This is a genomic window from Demequina phytophila (assembly GCF_000971135.1).
In the GTDB taxonomy this organism is placed as follows: Bacteria; Actinomycetota; Actinomycetes; order Actinomycetales; family Demequinaceae; genus Demequina; species Demequina phytophila.
The window spans coordinates 164,871-180,637 of record NZ_BBLW01000002.1 but is presented as its reverse complement, the minus strand read 5'-3'; the positions used below and the strand labels follow the sequence as shown (position 1 = coordinate 180,637).

At 73.3% G+C, this 15,767-nt stretch carries 13 protein-coding genes; 5 read left to right on the top strand and 8 right to left on the bottom strand.

Features of this window, described 5'->3' with window-relative positions; genetic code table 11:
* Both dnaJ and hrcA read right to left on the bottom strand, forming a co-directional pair.
* Positions 1–1,134 carry a molecular chaperone DnaJ gene (gene dnaJ, locus AOM01_RS03565; RefSeq protein ID WP_062289083.1) on the bottom strand — a complete coding sequence of 378 codons (1,134 nt, stop codon included), beginning with the start codon at positions 1,132–1,134 and terminating at the stop codon, positions 1–3.
* On the bottom strand, positions 1,135–2,142 hold the full coding sequence (gene hrcA / locus AOM01_RS03560) for a heat-inducible transcriptional repressor HrcA (protein WP_062289081.1): 1,008 nt from the start codon (positions 2,140–2,142) through the stop codon (positions 1,135–1,137).
* A gap of 197 nt (positions 2,143–2,339) precedes the next feature.
* On the opposite strand from hrcA, the gene AOM01_RS03555 reads away from it, so the two are divergent.
* Both AOM01_RS03555 and AOM01_RS03550 read left to right on the top strand, forming a co-directional pair.
* Positions 2,340–2,732 carry a DUF4870 domain-containing protein gene (locus AOM01_RS03555; RefSeq protein WP_062289079.1) on the top strand — a complete coding sequence of 131 codons (393 nt, stop codon included), beginning with the start codon at positions 2,340–2,342 and terminating at the stop codon, positions 2,730–2,732.
* An 82-nt stretch (positions 2,733–2,814) separates the two neighbouring features.
* On the top strand, positions 2,815–3,297 hold the full coding sequence (locus tag AOM01_RS03550; protein WP_062289077.1) for a DUF4870 domain-containing protein: 483 nt from the start codon (positions 2,815–2,817) through the stop codon (positions 3,295–3,297).
* Between the two features lie 63 nt (positions 3,298–3,360).
* On the opposite strand, the gene AOM01_RS03545 is transcribed toward AOM01_RS03550, so the two are convergent.
* The 3 genes from AOM01_RS03545 to lepA form a co-directional block, all read right to left on the bottom strand.
* Positions 3,361–5,283: an acyltransferase family protein gene (locus AOM01_RS03545; protein WP_267127724.1), complete on the bottom strand. Its 1,923-nt coding sequence runs from the start codon at positions 5,281–5,283 to the stop codon at positions 3,361–3,363.
* Positions 5,284–5,542: 259 nt separating this feature from the next.
* On the bottom strand, positions 5,543–6,727 hold the full coding sequence (hemW, locus tag AOM01_RS03540) for a radical SAM family heme chaperone HemW (protein WP_082109949.1): 1,185 nt from the start codon (positions 6,725–6,727) through the stop codon (positions 5,543–5,545).
* A gap of 51 nt (positions 6,728–6,778) precedes the next feature.
* On the bottom strand, positions 6,779–8,632 hold the full coding sequence (gene lepA, locus AOM01_RS03535; protein ID WP_439645094.1) for a translation elongation factor 4: 1,854 nt from the start codon (positions 8,630–8,632) through the stop codon (positions 6,779–6,781).
* Between the two features lie 163 nt (positions 8,633–8,795).
* Between lepA and AOM01_RS14330 the strand changes: the two genes are divergently transcribed.
* The 3 genes from AOM01_RS14330 to rpsT all read left to right on the top strand — a co-directional run bounded on the left by AOM01_RS14330 (position 8,796) and on the right by rpsT (position 11,348).
* Positions 8,796–10,514, top strand: coding sequence for a putative bifunctional diguanylate cyclase/phosphodiesterase (locus AOM01_RS14330; protein WP_169746505.1), 1,719 nt, complete (start codon positions 8,796–8,798; stop codon positions 10,512–10,514).
* Complete coding sequence (locus AOM01_RS03525; RefSeq protein WP_082109947.1) at positions 10,511–11,011, top strand: type II toxin-antitoxin system PemK/MazF family toxin; 501 nt, start codon at positions 10,511–10,513, stop codon at positions 11,009–11,011. The genes AOM01_RS14330 and AOM01_RS03525 overlap by 4 nt, the downstream gene beginning before the upstream one ends.
* A gap of 76 nt (positions 11,012–11,087) precedes the next feature.
* Positions 11,088–11,348 (top strand): 30S ribosomal protein S20, encoded by a 261-nt coding sequence (gene rpsT / locus AOM01_RS03520; RefSeq protein WP_062289062.1) that lies wholly within the window; start codon positions 11,088–11,090, stop codon positions 11,346–11,348.
* 340 nt (positions 11,349–11,688) lie between these two features.
* On the opposite strand, the gene holA is transcribed toward rpsT, so the two are convergent.
* Genes holA through AOM01_RS03505 form a run of 3 tightly spaced genes read right to left on the bottom strand, consistent with a single transcriptional unit; the run spans position 11,689 to position 15,747 of the window.
* Complete coding sequence (gene holA / locus AOM01_RS03515) at positions 11,689–12,669, bottom strand: DNA polymerase III subunit delta (protein WP_062289061.1); 981 nt, start codon at positions 12,667–12,669, stop codon at positions 11,689–11,691.
* A 5-nt stretch (positions 12,670–12,674) separates the two neighbouring features.
* Positions 12,675–14,990: a ComEC/Rec2 family competence protein gene (locus tag AOM01_RS03510; RefSeq protein WP_062289058.1), complete on the bottom strand. Its 2,316-nt coding sequence runs from the start codon at positions 14,988–14,990 to the stop codon at positions 12,675–12,677.
* Positions 14,991–14,994: 4 nt separating this feature from the next.
* The gene (locus tag AOM01_RS03505) at positions 14,995–15,747 is read right to left on the bottom strand and encodes a ComEA family DNA-binding protein (RefSeq protein WP_062289056.1); all 753 of its coding nucleotides are present in this window, start codon (positions 15,745–15,747) and stop codon (positions 14,995–14,997) included.
* Positions 15,748–15,767 lie beyond the last annotated feature (20 nt).

The window sequence follows — 15,767 nt, the reverse complement described above, 5'->3', positions numbered from 1 at the left end:
TCAGTGGCCCTTGAAGGCGTCCTTGAGGCGCGAGAACACGCCGCCGCCGAGCGGGGCGAGGCGCGCCTCGGGGGCCTCCTCGCCGCGCAGCTGCGCAAGCTGGCGAAGCAGGTCCGCCTGCTCGTCGGTGAGCTCCGCGGGCGTGACGATGTCGAGGTGGACCAGGAGGTCGCCCCGGCCCGCACGCTGCAGCCTGCCGACGCCGAGACCCTTGAGCTTGATGGTCGAGCCCGACTGGGTGCCGGGGCGCACGTCCACGTCCTGCGCACCGTCGAACGTGTCGACGGACAGCACGGTGCCGAGAGCGGCCGCCGTCATGGGCACCTGGAGGGTGCAATGCAGGTCGTCGCCGCGGCGCTCGAACACCGGATGCTGGCGCTCACGGATCTCGATGTAGAGGTCGCCCTTTTGGCCGCCCGCGATGCCGGCGTCGCCCTGCGCCGTCATGCGGATGCGGGTGCCGGTCTCGACGCCCGCCGGGATGTCGACGTTGACCGTGTGACGCGAGTGGGTGCGGCCCTGCCCCGAGCAGTCGTGACACGGCGTCTCGATGGTCGAGCCGTAGCCGCCGCACGTGGGGCACGGGGCGGTGGTCATGACGTTGCCCAGGAGGGAGCGAGCGACGCGCTGGACCGAGCCGGTGCCGTTGCACTGGCGGCAACCCTGCGGCTGCGTGCCCGGCGCGCAGCATGTGCCGTGGCACGTGGTGCAGACGTCCGCGAGGTCCACCTGGATCTCGCGCGCGACGCCGAACACGGCCTCCTCGAGCGTGACCTCGGTGTGGACCAGGGTGTCGCCGCCGCGCTGCGTGCGCGACGCGGGGCCGCGCTGCTGCCCGCCGAACGGGCCCGCGCCGCCACCGAAAAACGTCTCGAAGATGTCCTCGAAGCCGAAGCCCTGCGGGCCGCCCGCCCCGCCCGAAGCGGCGCGGGGGTCCACGCCGCGGTCGTACTGCGCGCGCTTCTCGGCGTGGCCGAGCACGTCGTACGCGGCCGCGACCTCCTTGAAGCGCTCCTCGCCCTCGGCGCCGGCGACGTCGGGGTGCAGCTCGCGCGCGAGCTTGCGGTACGCCTTCTTGATCTCCGCCTCGGAGGCGTCTCGAGAGACGCCCAGGACGGCGTAGTAGTCCTTCACCTAGTGCTCCACCACTTTCGACAGATAGCGGGCGACGGCGCGCACGGCTGCCATCGTCCCCGGATAGTCCATGCGTGTCGGTCCGAGCGCACCCACGAGCGACGAGGCGTCGCGGCCGTAGGCCGCGGCGACGATCGACGTGCGCGACAGCGCCTCGAGGTGCGTCTCCGCGCCGATGCGAACCGAGACATCGTCCCCCTCGGCCGCCATCTCGTGCAACAGCCGCAGCAGCACCACCTGCTCCTCGAGCGCCTCGAGCACGGGCGCGATGGTGCCGGCCTCGAGCCCGCTGCCCTGACGTGCCAGGTTGGATGCGCCGGCGAACACCACACGCTCGACGGTGCCCCCGCGTGCGGCGGTCACCACGAAGTCCGCGACGGCTCCCGCCCACGGCACCTGGTCCGCCGCGGCCGCCCACACGGTGAGCGCAGCCTCGAGGCGGGCGCCCGTGAGGCCCTCCGCCGTGAGGTTGACCTCGCGCACGGCCCTCTCGAACGTCTCATCGGACGTCGCCTCGCCCAGCGCGATGGTGCGCTGGTCGACGCGGGCGTCCGCGGACACCACGACCACCAGCGCATGCTCGGCGCCCATGCGCACCAGCTCGATGCGTCGGATCGCGGACTCCCGCAGCGACGGGTACTGCACCACCGCGACCTGTCGCGTGAGCTGGCTGAGCAGCCGCACCGACCTCTCGACGACGTCGTTGAGGTCGACGGCGTCCGACAGGAACGTGCCGATCGCGCGCTTGTGCGCGTCCGGCAGCGCGGCCGCCGCGAGCTGGTCCACGAACGACCGGTAGCCCAGATCCGTGGGGATGCGGCCCGCCGAGGTGTGGGGCTGCGCGATGAGCCCCTCCTCCTCGAGGATCGCCATGTCGTTGCGGATGGTGGCGGAGGAGACGCCCAACGAGTGCGCGTCCGCCAGCGCCTTGGATCCCACGGGCTCGTGGGTGGACACGTATCCCTCCACGATCGCGCGGAGCACGGCGCGCCGGCGTTCCTCGCTCACGTGACCTCCTGGCACTCGGACTCGACGAGTGCTAATCCTATCGCGGCCCTCGGACGTCCCCCGGGGCGGTCGCGGCGCGGCGGCGCGATCACCGCGACGCGGCCTCCAATCCCGTCCGTACCGGGTGATTCTGGATAGATTGGACGTGCGGGGGCGCCGCGCGCCCCCGCCCAGGTCCGCACCCGAGGGAGAGAGCCATGACCGACTATCCGCCGCCCCCGCCGCAGTCCCCGCCCCCGCCGCAGCAGCCGTACGGCCCCCAGCCCATGACGCAGAGCGACGAGCGTCTCTGGGCGATGCTCGCCCACCTGGGCATCATCCTGTTCGGCTTCCTGCCGCCGCTCATCATCTGGCTCATCTTCCGAGAGCGCAGCGCGTTCGTGGACGATCAGGGCAAGGAGGCGCTGAACTTCTCGATCCTGGTGACGATCGCGCAGATCATCGGCGCGATCACCACGGTCATCCTCATCGGCTTCGTGATCCTGCCGGTGGTCGGCATCGCCACCCTCATCCTCTGCATCATGGCCGGCCTGGCCGCGAACCGCGGCGAGAGCTACCGCTACCCGCTCAACTGGCGGATCGTGAAGTAAGGGTCGCACCCCGATCCGAATCAGGGCCCCGCTCCCCCTCGTGGTGGATGCGGGGCCCTGCCTTTCCTGCGAGCCTGAAGCCATGAACGACACCACCCAGCCTCAGATCCCTGCGGACGGGACCGTGCCCCCCGAGGCCGACTCGCCGCAGCAGCCCCAGGCGGCGCCCGCGCCGCCCACCCACGTCGCCCCCGCGCCCATGCTCGAGAGCGACGCCCGCACCATCGCGATGCTGGTGCACATCCTCGCCGCCGTCGCCCTCGTGGTGACCGGAGGCACGCTCGCGTTCCTGGTGCCGCTGATCATGTGGCTCATCTACCGCGAGCGCTCCGCGCTGGTCGACTGGCACGGCAAGACCAACCTCAACCTGCAGCTCACCTCGCTCGTGGTGGTGGTGGGTGGCGTCGCGCTCGGGTTCCTCACGTTCTTCCTCGGGTTCTTCGTCACCATCCCGCTGATGATCGCCTACCTGATCTACGCGCTCGTGATCTCGATCGTGGCGGGCGTGAAGGCCAACAGCGGCGAGTACTACAAGATCCCGCTCGTCATCCCGTTCATCAAGTAGCGGGCACGACGCCACGGCCGGACCTCGGGGCGACCCGGGGCCCGGCCCTTCGCGTGCTCGGGGTCAGCGCACGATGCTGGCGCGGGTGAGCGCGTCCGTCACCACCCGCGCGAACACGGTCATGCCCTGCTCGTCGGGGTGGATGCCGTCGGGGCCCAGGACGGACGGATCCCGCTCGACGGCGCGCTGCCAGTCCGCGAGCAGGACCGCGTCGTTGCCGTGGGCGGCATCGCGGACGGCGCGCTGCGACCCCTCCATCCACGAGCGGTCGCCGAACGGTGTCACCATCACCACGGGGCGGCCGTCGACCGCGGCGAGCAGGCGGTCGACCTCGTCGCCCGGCACCGCGCCGTTGGTGCCGAGCGCGACCACCACGTAGTCCCGGAGCCTCCCCTGGCGTGCGAGGGACTCGACACGGTCCACGCCGTCCTGGAACTGGCGGCCCACCTCCGCGTCGATCGCGATGCCCGGCAACGCCTTCGCGAGCGCGGGCGCGGAACCCAGCGCCACGGAGTCGCCGACCACCGTGACGTCGCGGCCGTCGGGCGTCTCAGGGATGGGCTTCGGCAGCGCGCCCGGCGGCGGCACGCGGGCCGGCAGCGCCGGCGCGACGGTCCCGAGGACGGACGATGCGCGGGCTCCGGGCGTCGGTACGGTCGAGGGCGTCGCGGCAGGCGCGGGCGGCGTGCTCGCGGCCTGCGCGGCGACGCGCGCACCCTCCGCGAGCCGCGCCTCGAGCGCCGTCTGCGCGGGGGCGTGGACGATGCCGGCGATCGCGGTCGCGGTCAGCGCCGCCGCGACGGCCGTCACGAGGACGACGGGGCGGCGACGGACGCGCGAGCCCGGCGACTGCGTGGGGCGCGGGGCGAGCAGGCGGACGCTCATGCGTGCGGCCCTGCGGAAGCCGAGCCGACGCACGGGCGCCTCGACCCACCGGTAGGACGCTGCCGCGGCGGCGAGCGTGGCGGCCGCGGTGATCGCGACGGCGAGCCCCGAGGCGTCACGCACCCGTCCCCCGTCGAGCGCCGTGACGACGATCACGAGCAGCGGCCAATGCCACAGGTAGATCCCGTAGGAACGGTCGCCCAGCCAGCGCAGGGGACGCGCGTCGAGCACCTCGCCGAGGGCGGGGACGGCGACGAGCATGTGGATCACCCCGGCGGCGGCGACGGAGGCGAGCAGCAGGCCGCCGCGGTACGTCCAGGCCGAGTCCCACGGCAGGAAGGCCGCGATCGCGACGAGGGCCGCGGCGCTCACGAAGCCCACGCTGATCGCGCGCGGCCGCCGCGCCGCGAGAGAGGCGCGCGTCGCGGGCCGCGCCCACCAGAACGCGAGGGCCGCGCCGATCATGAGCCCGAACGCGTGCGTGTCGGTGCCCATGTAGACGCGCGTCGGATCGCCGTCGGCGGGCAGCAGCGCCGCCATCGCCCACGCCGACCCGAGCGCCAGGAGGGCGGCCGCCCGGGCCGCACCGCGCATCGTCCACCCCACCGCGACCACGGCCACGACCGCCAGGGGCCACAGCAGGTAGAACTGCTCCTCGACCGCGAGAGACCACAGGTTCTCGAGCAGGTGGGGGGACGCGGCGGCGGCGTAGCTCTGCCCGGTGGCGATCGCCGCCCAGTTGCTCGTGAACGTCGCCGCGGCGACCACCTGGGCGCCGCTCCCGACCAGCAGGTCACCCCACGGGCTCGCCTCCACCGGCGTGCCCGCGAGGCTCCCGATCCAGGCGGCGGCGGACACGGCGGCGACGGCGGCCACCACCGTGATGCCCAGCGCCGGAAGCAGGCGACGCGCGCGGTGCACCCAGAAGCGTCGCAGCGACGGGCGTCCGCCGCGGGCGTGCTCGCGCAGCAGGATCGTGGTGATGAGGAAGCCCGACAGCACGAAGAACATGTCGACGCCCACGAAGCCTCCGGGGAGCGCCGACGGCGCGAGGTGGAACGCCACCACCATGATCACCGCGAGGGCGCGCAGGCCGTCCAGCCCCGCGATGCGCCCGTGAGGGACGCCGCGGTCGGCGGTGTCGGGAGCGGTGTCCCGTGCGATGGTCTGCGTGGCGATGAGCGTGTGCGGCGGCCTGCCCGGCCGCCCCTCCTTCCGGGATGCGTCCAGCCGTCAAGGGTAGGCGCCGCGGCGGACATCCGATACCGCGCGCGAAGCGCCCAGGTGGCGGCGGCGAGTCGCGGGAGGCGGCGCGGGCGGTGGCGCTGACGGTGGTGCTGACGCCGCCGCGGCCCGCCCGTCAGAAGGCGAGCGCGCGCACCGCGAGGTCCGCGAGCAGGCGGCCACGACGGGTGAGCTTGAGCGTCCCGCGCAGCGCGGCGGCGCCGTCGAGCAGCCCGTCCGCGATGAGGCGCGACACCGCCTCCGCCCGGCCCTCGACGAGCTGGGCGGGGATGCCCTCGGACAGGCGCAGGCGCAGCATGACCTGCTCGAGCCGCAGGTCCTCGCCGGCGAGCTCCTCGCCCTCGGCCTCGGGGCTTGCCCCCTCGGCCAGCCGCGCGGCGTACGCGCGCGGGTGCTTGACGTTCCACCAGCGGCGCGCGGAGACGGCGTCGCCGTCGGGGAGGGTGCGCGGCCCGAGGTACGAGTGCGCGCCCGGTCCCACGCCCCACCAGTCCTGGCTGCGCCAGTACGCCATGTTGTGCCGGCAGCGGTCGGCGGGCTCGCGCGCCCAGTTGGAGACCTCGTACCAGGAGTAGCCGGCCGCCGACAGCAGCGTGTCCGCGAGCTCGTACATGTCCGCCTGGATGTCGGGGTCCGTAGGCTCGACCTCACCACGGCGCAGCTGGGCGCCCATGCGCGTGCCCGGCTCGATCACCAGCGCGTACGCGCTCACGTGATCGGGCTCCAGCGCGATCACGGCCTCGAGGCTCGCGCGCCAGTCGCTCAGGGACTCCCCCGGCGTGCCGTAGATGAGGTCGAGGCTGACCTTGAGACCGGCGTCGCGGGCCGCCGCGACGGCGCGCGCGACGTTCGCGGGGTTATGCGTCCTGTCGAGGGTGCGCAGCACGTGCGGCACGGCGGACTGCATGCCGAGGCTCACGCGCGTGAACCCGGCGCGCGCGAGCGCGTGCAGCGATTCCTTGGTGACCGAGTCCGGGTTGGCCTCGGTGGTCACCTCGGCGTCGGCGCTGAGACCCCAGGTGCCGCGGATCCCGTCGAGCAGCGCGATGAGGGCGGACGAGTCGAGCATGGTCGGGGTGCCGCCACCGAAGAACACGGTGCGGGCGGCACGCGTGTCGCCCGGCATCGCGGTACGGGCCAGATCCATCTCCCTGAGCGCGGCCTCGACGTAGCCCTCGCGGGTCGCGCCCTCGACCTCGCCGGGGGCGTACGTGTTGAAGTCGCAGTAGCCGCAGCGCACCGAGCAGAACGGCACATGCACGTAGACGCCGAAGTCCCGCGCCCCCACAGCGGTATTCATGTGCTCATCATGCCTGGTGAGGGCATGATCCGTCGCGTCGGACGGGAGCACCTACTTCTTCTTGCCCTTGTCGGAGCCGTCGTCGGACGTGGACAGCGCCGCGATGAACGCCTCCGGCGGCACCTCGACGGAGCCGATGTTCTTCATGCGCTTCTTGCCGGCCTTCTGCTTCTCAAGCAGCTTGCGCTTGCGCGAGATGTCGCCGCCGTAGCACTTGGCGAGCACGTCCTTGCGGATCGCGCGGATGGTCTCGCGGGCGATGATGCGGGAGCCGATGGCCGCCTGGATGGGCACCTCGAACTGCTGGCGGTCGATGAGGTCCTTGAGCTTGCCCACCATGGACAGGCCGTACGAGTACGCCTTGTCCTTGTGGACCACCGCGCTGAACGCGTCGACCTGCTCGCCCTGGAGCAGGATGTCGACCTTGACAAGGTCCGCGGCCTGGTCGCCGTCGGGCTCGTAGTCGAGCGAGCCGTAGCCGCGCGTGCGGGACTTGAGCTGGTCGAAGAAGTCGAAGACCACCTCGGCGAGCGGCAGCGTGTAGTGCATCTCGACGCGCGTCTCACTGAGGTAGTTCATGGTGCCCATGACGCCGCGACGCTCCTGGCACAGCTCCATGACGGTGCCGATGAACTCGCTCGGCACCAGGATCGAGGCCTTGACCACGGGCTCACGCACCTCGTGGATCTTGCCGCCGGGGAACTCCGACGGGTTGGTGACGGTGTGGACCTTGCCGTCCTCCATCTGGACCTCGTAGACCACGTTCGGGGCGGTCGAGATGAGGTCGAGGCCGAACTCGCGCTCGAGACGGTCGCGCACGATCTCGAGGTGGAGCAGGCCCAGGTAGCCGCAGCGGAAGCCGAAGCCGAGCGCGACCGAGCTCTCGGGCTCGTAGACGAGCGACGCGTCGTTGAGCTGCAGCTTGTCGAGCGCGTCACGCAGGATCGGGAAGTCCGAGCCGTCGAGCGGGAACAGGCCCGAGTAGACCATCGGCTTGGGGTCGCGGTAGCCGCCGAGCGACTCCTCTGCGCGGCGCGCGGCCGCGGTGACGGTGTCGCCGACCTTCGACTGGCGCACGTCCTTCACGCCGGTGATGAGGTAGCCGACCTCGCCGACGCCCAGGCCCTTGGTGGGCACGGGCTCGGGGCTGATGACGCCGATCTCGAGCAGGTCGTGCGTCGCAAGCGTCGACATCATCGCGATCTTCTCGCGCGGCTTGAGCGAGCCGTCCACCACGCGGACGTAGGTGACCACACCGCGGTAGGTGTCGTAGACCGAGTCGAAGATCATCGCGCGGGTAGGTGCCGTCGCGTCGCCGACGGGCGCGGGGATGTCGCGCACCACGCGGTCGAGCAGCTCCGGCACGCCGGCGCCCGTCTTGCCCGAGACCCGCAGCACGTCCTCGACCTCGCAGCCGATGAGCTGCGCGAGCTCCGCCGCGTAGCGGTCCGGGTCCGCCGAGGGCAGGTCGATCTTGTTGAGCACCGGGATGATGGTGAGGTCGTTCTCCATCGCCAGGTACAGGTTCGCGAGGGTCTGGGCCTCGATGCCCTGCGCGGCGTCGACCAGCAGGATCGCGCCCTCGCAGGCGGCCAGCGAGCGGGACACCTCGTAGGTGAAGTCCACGTGGCCGGGGGTGTCGATCATGTTGAGCGCGTGCGGCTCGCCGTCCACCGACCACGGCATGCGCACGGCCTGCGACTTGATGGTGATGCCGCGCTCGCGCTCGATGTCCATGCGGTCGAGGTACTGCGCCTTCATCTGACGCGGCTCCACCACGCCGGTGAGCTGGAGCATGCGGTCCGCGAGGGTCGACTTGCCGTGGTCGATGTGCGCGATGATGCAGAAGTTGCGGATGAGCGCCGGCTGGGTCGAGGCGGGCTCGATGCGGGGATCTGCGGACACGGTGATGACGGTTCCTCGGCTCGGACGGAAAGGTGCGGGCTATTCTCCCATGAAGTCGGGCGGCACCGCGGCGGCCCGAAACCCTCATGGCCGCCGCCGACGTGCCGATACAAGGGACGGAACCGTGTGCATCCCGTGCGCGGCCACGACCGAGGAGGCGAGCATGACGGAGTCCAGCCTGTTCCGTCCGGCGTTCGACGGCTCGCCGATCGGCATGGTGGTGCTCGGCGCGGACGGCGTGGTGCTCGACGCCAACGACGCGTTCGCGCGCATCGCCGGCAGGACCGTGGCAGGGCTCCGCACCTACCGGCTGCGCGAGCTCACCCACCCCGACGACGTCTCGCACCACGAGGAGCTCAGGTCGCAGCTGGACCAGGACGAGCTGCCCTACTTCCAGGCGCAGACCCGCCTGCTGCACCGCAACGGCGACGCCGTGTGGACGCGCATGACGGTGACCCTCGCCCCCGAGGCGGACGCGGAGGACGGCGCCGCGCCCGGCGGCGGCGCACGCTACTTCGTCCACGTCGAGGACATCACCGAGATCCGCCGCGCCAAGGACCTGCTCGAGCGGCGCGCGATGTACGACCACCTCACCGGCCTCGCGAACCGCACCAACCTGCTCGAGCGGCTCGAGGGCGCGCTCGAGTCGCGCCGCACCGACGCCCACACGATCGCGTGCATCTTCCTCGACGTCGACCACTTCAAGGTGGTCAACGACTCGCTCGGCCACGAGGCGGGCGACGCGCTCCTCCAGGCGATCGCGCGCCGCATCAAGGGAGCCGTCCGCCCCGGCGACACCGTCGCACGGCTCGGCGGCGACGAGTTCGTGGTGGTCCTCGAGTCCGTCGCGACGCAGGCGGCCGCGGAGGCGCTGCTCACCGTGATCGCCTCCGACGTGCAGATCCCCTTCACGGTCGGCGGCCACGAGGTGGTGCCGACCGTGAGCGCCGGGCTCGCGCTCGCCGAGCCCGACATCACGGCGGAGAGCCTGCTGCGCAACGCCGACACCGCGATGTACGCGGCCAAGCAGCGCGGCCGCGCACGCGTCGAGGTCTTCACCAGCGAGCTCCGCTCGCACGCGCTGAACAAGCTGTCCATCGAGTCGGAGCTGCGTGCCGCGATCCGCGAGGGAGAGCTGGTGGTCCACTACCAGCCGATCGTGCGCCTCGACACCGCCGAGGTGGTCGCCTACGAGGCGCTGGTGCGCTGGAACCACCCGAACCGCGGGCTGCTGCTCCCCGAGGAGTTCATCGAGGTGTGCGAGGAGGCGAACCTCGTGGTGCCCCTCGGCGCGTTCGTGATCTCGCAGGCGTGCGAGTTCATCGCGGCGCACCCCGAGTTCACCGGCCGCGTGTTCGTCAACGTGTCGACACGGCAGATCGGCTCCGCCGACCTCACCCGCGTGGTCACCCAGGCGCTCGAGGCGACGCGCATCGACCCGCGCCGGCTCGGGCTCGAGATCACCGAGTCGGGCATGCTGATCGCCACCCAGGCCGCCCGCTCCGACCTCGAGGGGCTCACCGCGCTGGGCGTCGACCTCATCATCGACGACTTCGGCACCGGCTACTCCGCGCTCAGCTCGGTGCTCCTCAACCCGGTCTCGGGTCTCAAGCTCGCCCGCGAGTTCACGCTTCGCCTGGGCGACCGCGGCACCGGCGACCGCATCTCCACGACCGTCGCGGCGCTCACCCGGAGCCTTGCAATGTCCGGCGTGATCGAGGGCGTCGAGTCCGAGGCGCAGCGCGCGATCGCGCAGGAGCACGGCTGGACGCTCGGCCAGGGCTTCCTCTTCGGCCACGCCAAGCCCGTCGAGGAGCTCGACCTCCGCGGCCCCTCCCCCGTGGCGGAGCCGCACGAGGGGCCGGTACCGTCGGCGGGGTGAGCTCCCTGTTCGACCTGTTCCGGCGCATCGTCCGGGCCGTCCGCACCACCCCCCGGCCGGGCGCATCGTCCACCGCCGCCCCCACGGTCCCGTCCTACCCGGGCGACTTCACAGGTGTCCCGCGCGTCTCCTACTCGCCCACCCTGGACGGCAGCCCCGACCCCGGCGAGGTCGTGTGGACCTGGGTGCCGTTCGAGGAGGACCACTCTCAGGGCAAGGACCGCCCGGTGCTGCTCATCGGGCGCGACGGACGGTGGCTGCTGGCGCTCATGCTCACCAGCCAGGACCACGACCTCGACGCGGCGCAGGAGGCTCGCTGGGGGCGGTATTGGATGGACATCGGCGCCGGTCCGTGGGATTCTCAGGGGCGGCCGAGCGAGGTTCGGCTCGACAGGATCCTGCGGGTCGACCCCTCCAGCGTGCGCCGCGAGGGCGCGATCCTCGACCGCGCGACGTTCGATCGCGTCGCCGGTTCGCTCAAAGAGCACCATCGCTGATACAATTTCCGTTCGTGTGTGAGCGCCTGCTCGCGCTCCACCCCCAGAATTTTCACCAAGACGCAGAAGGAACGCTGTGGCAAACATCAAGTCGAAGATCAAGCGCATCGGCACCAACGAGAAGGCTCGCCTGCGCAACGTCGCCGTCAAGTCGGAGCTCAAGACCAACGTCCGCAAGGTGCGCGAGGCCATCGCCGCCGGCGACAAGGCCACCGCCGAGACCGCCCTCAAGACCGCCTCCGTCAAGCTCGACAAGGCCGTGTCCAAGGGTGTCATCCACAAGAACCAGGCCGCGAACCGCAAGTCGGCGCTGGCCAAGCAGGTCGCCGCTCTCTAAGCGACCTCCACGCACCTACGCCCCGCATCGCTTCGGCGATCGGGGCGTTCGTGCGTTCCGGGCAGCCCTCCCTGGCATGCCGGCTCCTATGGGGAAACCAGCGACGGTTTCGAGGGTTCACATGCTCCTGCGGGGAAACGGTTGACGCGGCGCCTCGACAGGCGATTCGGGCGACCCGCAGTACGTCGAGCGCGCGGTCGCGCGGGCCTCGCGTCGCTGACTTCCCCGCAGGAATCGACGATGCCGCCGAACCGTCTCTGACTTCCCCCTGGCGCGCGCGGCGGGCGGGTGGGGGCCGCGCGTCAGGCGGCGGGCGCGCTGAGCTGAGCCGCGCCCAGCGTCAGGCGGCGAGCTCGGCGACCGTGCGCACGCAGCGCTCGAGAGCGAAGCCGGGCGCGCGCGAGGCGCCCTTGATCTCCGCGTCCGCGCGTGCGACCGCCTGGACCGCGAGCGCGAGTGTGTCCGCGTCCCAGCGACGCAGGTCGCGGCGTGCGCGGTCCTCCTGCCACGGCTGGATGCCGAGCTCCTTGAGGCTCACCCCCCTGCCGCGCGCGGCGCCCACCTTGATGAGCGTGCGCAGCTTCGAGGCGAGGGCGGCGATCAGGGGCACGGGGTCCGTCCCGGTCGACAGCGCGTGGCGCACCAGCGCGATCGCGTCCGCCGTGCGACCCGCGATGGCCGCGTCCGCGACGGCGAAACCCGTGGCGTTGACGCGGGTGCCGTAGTAGCGGGCCACCGCGGCCTCGTCGATCGAGCCGTCGACGTCGCTCATCAGCTGGGCGCAGGCCGCCGCGAGCTCGGGCACGTCCTCGCCGATCGCGTCCACGAGCGCCCGGATGGCGCGCGCCGGCGCAGGCCGCTTGGCGCGCTCGAACTCCCCGGTGACGAAGTCGACCAGCTCCGCGTCCTTCTTGATCGCGGGGCACGCGTACTCGGGGGCACCGCCCTTGCGCAGCGTGTCGAGCAGCTTCTTGCCGCGCACGCCGCCGCCGTGCAGCATCACCACCACGCACTCGGGGTCGGGATTCGCCACGTACGCGAGCGCGTCCTGGAGGAAGTCGTCGTTCATCGCCTCGAGCGACTCGACCACCACCAGCCCCGGGTCCGCGAACAGCGACGGGCTGGTCGCGCCCGCGAGGCCGCCGCGGGCGTAGGCGCTCGCGTCGAGGCGGCTCACCTCGATGTCACCGGCCTTGCGCATGGTCGCCGTGACGCGCTCGACGGCGCGCGACGCCAGCAGCTTCTCGGGACCCGAGATCAGCACCACCGGCGCGGGCGCGGCGCGATACCAGGTCGCCTGAGGTGCCTGCCGTCCCGCCATGGGCACTAGCCTCCCACGGCCGTCCGACACTCCCTGACCAGCACCGTCTCGCCCTCGCGCACACCCAGCACCACGTCCCCGCACAGGTCCGTCCGCAGCACCGTCGCGCCGCCCGCGCCGTAGAGGGCAAGGGCCTCGGGCGCGGGGTGTCCGTAGTCGTTCCCCTCCCCCACGGACACGAGCGCGACGGGCGCGCCGATCGCCCGGATCAGCGCCTCATCCTGCGAGGCCGAGCCGTGATGCGCGGCCTTGACCACGTCGACCGCGCCGAGCGCACCCGCCACCCGTTCCAGCCGCCGCTGCCCTCCGACCTCGAGATCGCCCAGCGCCGCCGTCACCAGCCCGTCGGCCTCGAGCCGGAGCACGGTCGACGAGTCGTTCACCTCGGTACCTTCGCGCGACGCGGGCGGCGGTCCCGTCTGGAGCACCGCGATCTCCACCCCGCCCACACGGACCGCGTCCCCGGGGGCGGGCGTGCGAGCGTCGACGCCCGCGAGGGACGATGCGGTGGCGGCCGACGCTCCCGGTGGCAGCCAGGCGCGGCTCACCTCCGCGGCGGAGAGCACGGCGTCGAGCCCGCCCGTGTGGTCCGCATGCTCGTGCGTCAGTACGAGCAGGTCGACCCGGTCGACGCCGAGCCGCGCGAGGCAGGCGGCGGCCGCCTCCCCCGACGGGCCCACATCCACCATCACCACCGCGCCACCCGCACGCACCACGAGCGCGTCACCCTGCCCCACGTCGCACGCGACCACCGTCCACCCGTCGATCGCCCCGCCCAGCGCGGCGGGCAGCCACCTCGGCGGGGCGTGGAGAAGCGCCGCGGCCACGCACGCGATCGCGACACCCCAGGCCCACCACGGACGCGGCGCGCGAGCGGCCAACGCCAGCGCGACCACGGACACGATGCCGAGCATCACGCCCCGCGCGCCGATCGCGGACGTGAGCTCGCCCCCCGGCGCGGAGGTGAAGGCACGCGCCGCGAGCACCACGGGCCAGGCGCAGGCCGCCGCTGCCTGCGCGAGCGCGTGCGCCACCGCCGGCAGGGGGCCGCCGAGCACGAGCGCCGCGACCCCGAGCAGGGTGACGGGGATCGCCGCGGGCGTGGCCACCGCGTTGGCGGCCACCGCCCACGGGCCCACGCCCGCCTCGATGGCGGCGAGGATGGGCAGGCAGGCCGCCTGCGCCGCGAGGGTGAGGGCGGCCGCGTCGGCCAGCGGGGCCGCGAGCCGGCGGCGCAGGCGCGCCGCCAGGCCAGGGGCGAGCAGCCCGATGGCCGCCACCGCGGCGACGGACAGCGCGAGCCCCGCGTCGCGCGCGAGCTCGGGCCTCACCACGATGAGCACGATCACCGTCGCGGCGAGCCCGGGCACGGTCTGCCCCCGCCGCCCCGCGATGAGCGCCCCGGCGGCGATGGCGGCCATCGCGAGCGCCCGCAGCACCGATCCGCCACCCGACACGGTCGCGGCGAACGCGACGCACGCCAGCAGGGTGCCGAGCGCGACCAGGACCGGTGACGCGCGCGTGCGCCGGAGCCCCGCGCCGACCGCCGCCGCGAGGATCGCGAAGTGCGCGCCCGACACGGCCGTGAGGTGCGCGAGCCCGGAGACACGCATCTGGGCCACCAGCGCGGGATCCATCGCGGACGTGTCCCCGACCACCATGCCCGCGACCACGGGCGCGGTGACGGGGTCCGCGCCGATCAGCGCGTCACGCAGGTGTTCGCGCGCGCCGGCAGCGACGGCCCGCCACCCCGCCGGCGGGGCCGCCTCACCGATGCGCCCAGCGATGAGCGCGTCGACGGTCCCGTGCGTCGACGGCGACGTGGTGCCGCGCCAGGTGACCTCGCCACCGCGCTCGGGCGCGTCCGCGGCGTCCGTCAGGAGCACCACCAGGCCGGCACCGCGTCGCCACACCGATGATCCGGGCTCACGCCACGCCTCGACGTCCACGCGCACCGCGACACGCGGCTCCGCGGCGGCGGAATGGACGGGCCGCACCTCGGTCACGAGCCCGCGGGCCTCGACCCACGCGTGCTCGTGCGCGGAGATCCACGCGCGCGACGACACCGCCGCGCCCGAGGTGAGCGCGGCGGCGGCGCCGGCCACCGCGGCGAGCACGAGCAGCGGCGCCAGCCCCTGCGACGCGCGCGTCGCCGCGCCTCGCATCCCCAGCAGGACCCCGGCGCACGCGAGCACTGCGAGCGCTCCCCACGCCGCGGCCCCGAGCGCCCCGCCACGCGGTCCAGCGGACCACGTCGCGAGCGACACGGTCCACACGGCGGCGGCCGCGGGGACGAGCCGCAGGTCACCCCACCCGCCCACGGGGTCACGTGGTCGCGACGCCTGCAAGCGCGCCGACGATCGACGGTCCGACCCCCGACACCCGCTCGAGGTCCTCGAGCGTGAGGAAGGGTCCGTTCGCCTCGCGGTCCTCCACGATGCGGGCGGCCAGGACCGGACCCACCCCCGGGATGGCCTCGAGCGCCGTCGCATCCGCGGAGTTGAGGTTGATCAGCGCCGAGCCGTCGGACGCCGCGCCCGTCCCGCCGACCGACGCCCCGCCCACCGACGTCCCACCTCCGCGCGAGCCGGGCAGCCGCGCGACCACGATGTGCTCGCCGTCCGCGACGGGCCGGGCGAGGTTGACGGAGGACTCGTCGGCGCGCCGCGCGAGGCCGCCCGCGCGCTCGATCGCGTCCGCGACGCGCGCGCCCGCGGTCACCTCGACCAGACCTGGGCTGCCGACCGCGCCGCTCACGTGCACGATCAGCGGCGCGCCGGATGCGGCCCCGAGCCCAGGCGAGGCTCCCGGCGACGCGTCCGCCGCGGCGCCGCTCGACGCGCCCGGCGAGGCGCTGGAGACCACCGCCGCCGGCGACTCCCCTCGCAACCCCCACCACGCCACCGCGGCGATGATCACGAGCACCACGATCGCGGTCGCGGCGGTGCGCAGGTCGAGCCGCCACCGCGTCGGGTGAGGCGCGGGCGGCTCGGCGCCATGGCCGGCCGCGTAGGCGCGCGCGGCGGCATCGCGCAGCCCGGCCGCCCACCGGGCGCGCACATCCTCGGAGGAGTCCATGCGCGCCACGCTAGGAACGC

Coding starts and splice junctions, on each gene's coding strand:
- AOM01_RS03550 (WP_062289077.1), top strand. CDS start 2,815: ATGAACGACACCACCCAGCCTCAGATCCCTGCGGACGGGACCGTGCCC.
- holA (WP_062289061.1), bottom strand. CDS start 12,669: ATGGCGGGACGGCAGGCACCTCAGGCGACCTGGTATCGCGCCGCGCCC.
- AOM01_RS14330 (WP_169746505.1), top strand. CDS start 8,796: ATGACGGAGTCCAGCCTGTTCCGTCCGGCGTTCGACGGCTCGCCGATC.
- AOM01_RS03505 (WP_062289056.1), bottom strand. CDS start 15,747: ATGGACTCCTCCGAGGATGTGCGCGCCCGGTGGGCGGCCGGGCTGCGC.
- hemW (WP_082109949.1), bottom strand. CDS start 6,727: ATGAATACCGCTGTGGGGGCGCGGGACTTCGGCGTCTACGTGCATGTG.
- AOM01_RS03555 (WP_062289079.1), top strand. CDS start 2,340: ATGACCGACTATCCGCCGCCCCCGCCGCAGTCCCCGCCCCCGCCGCAG.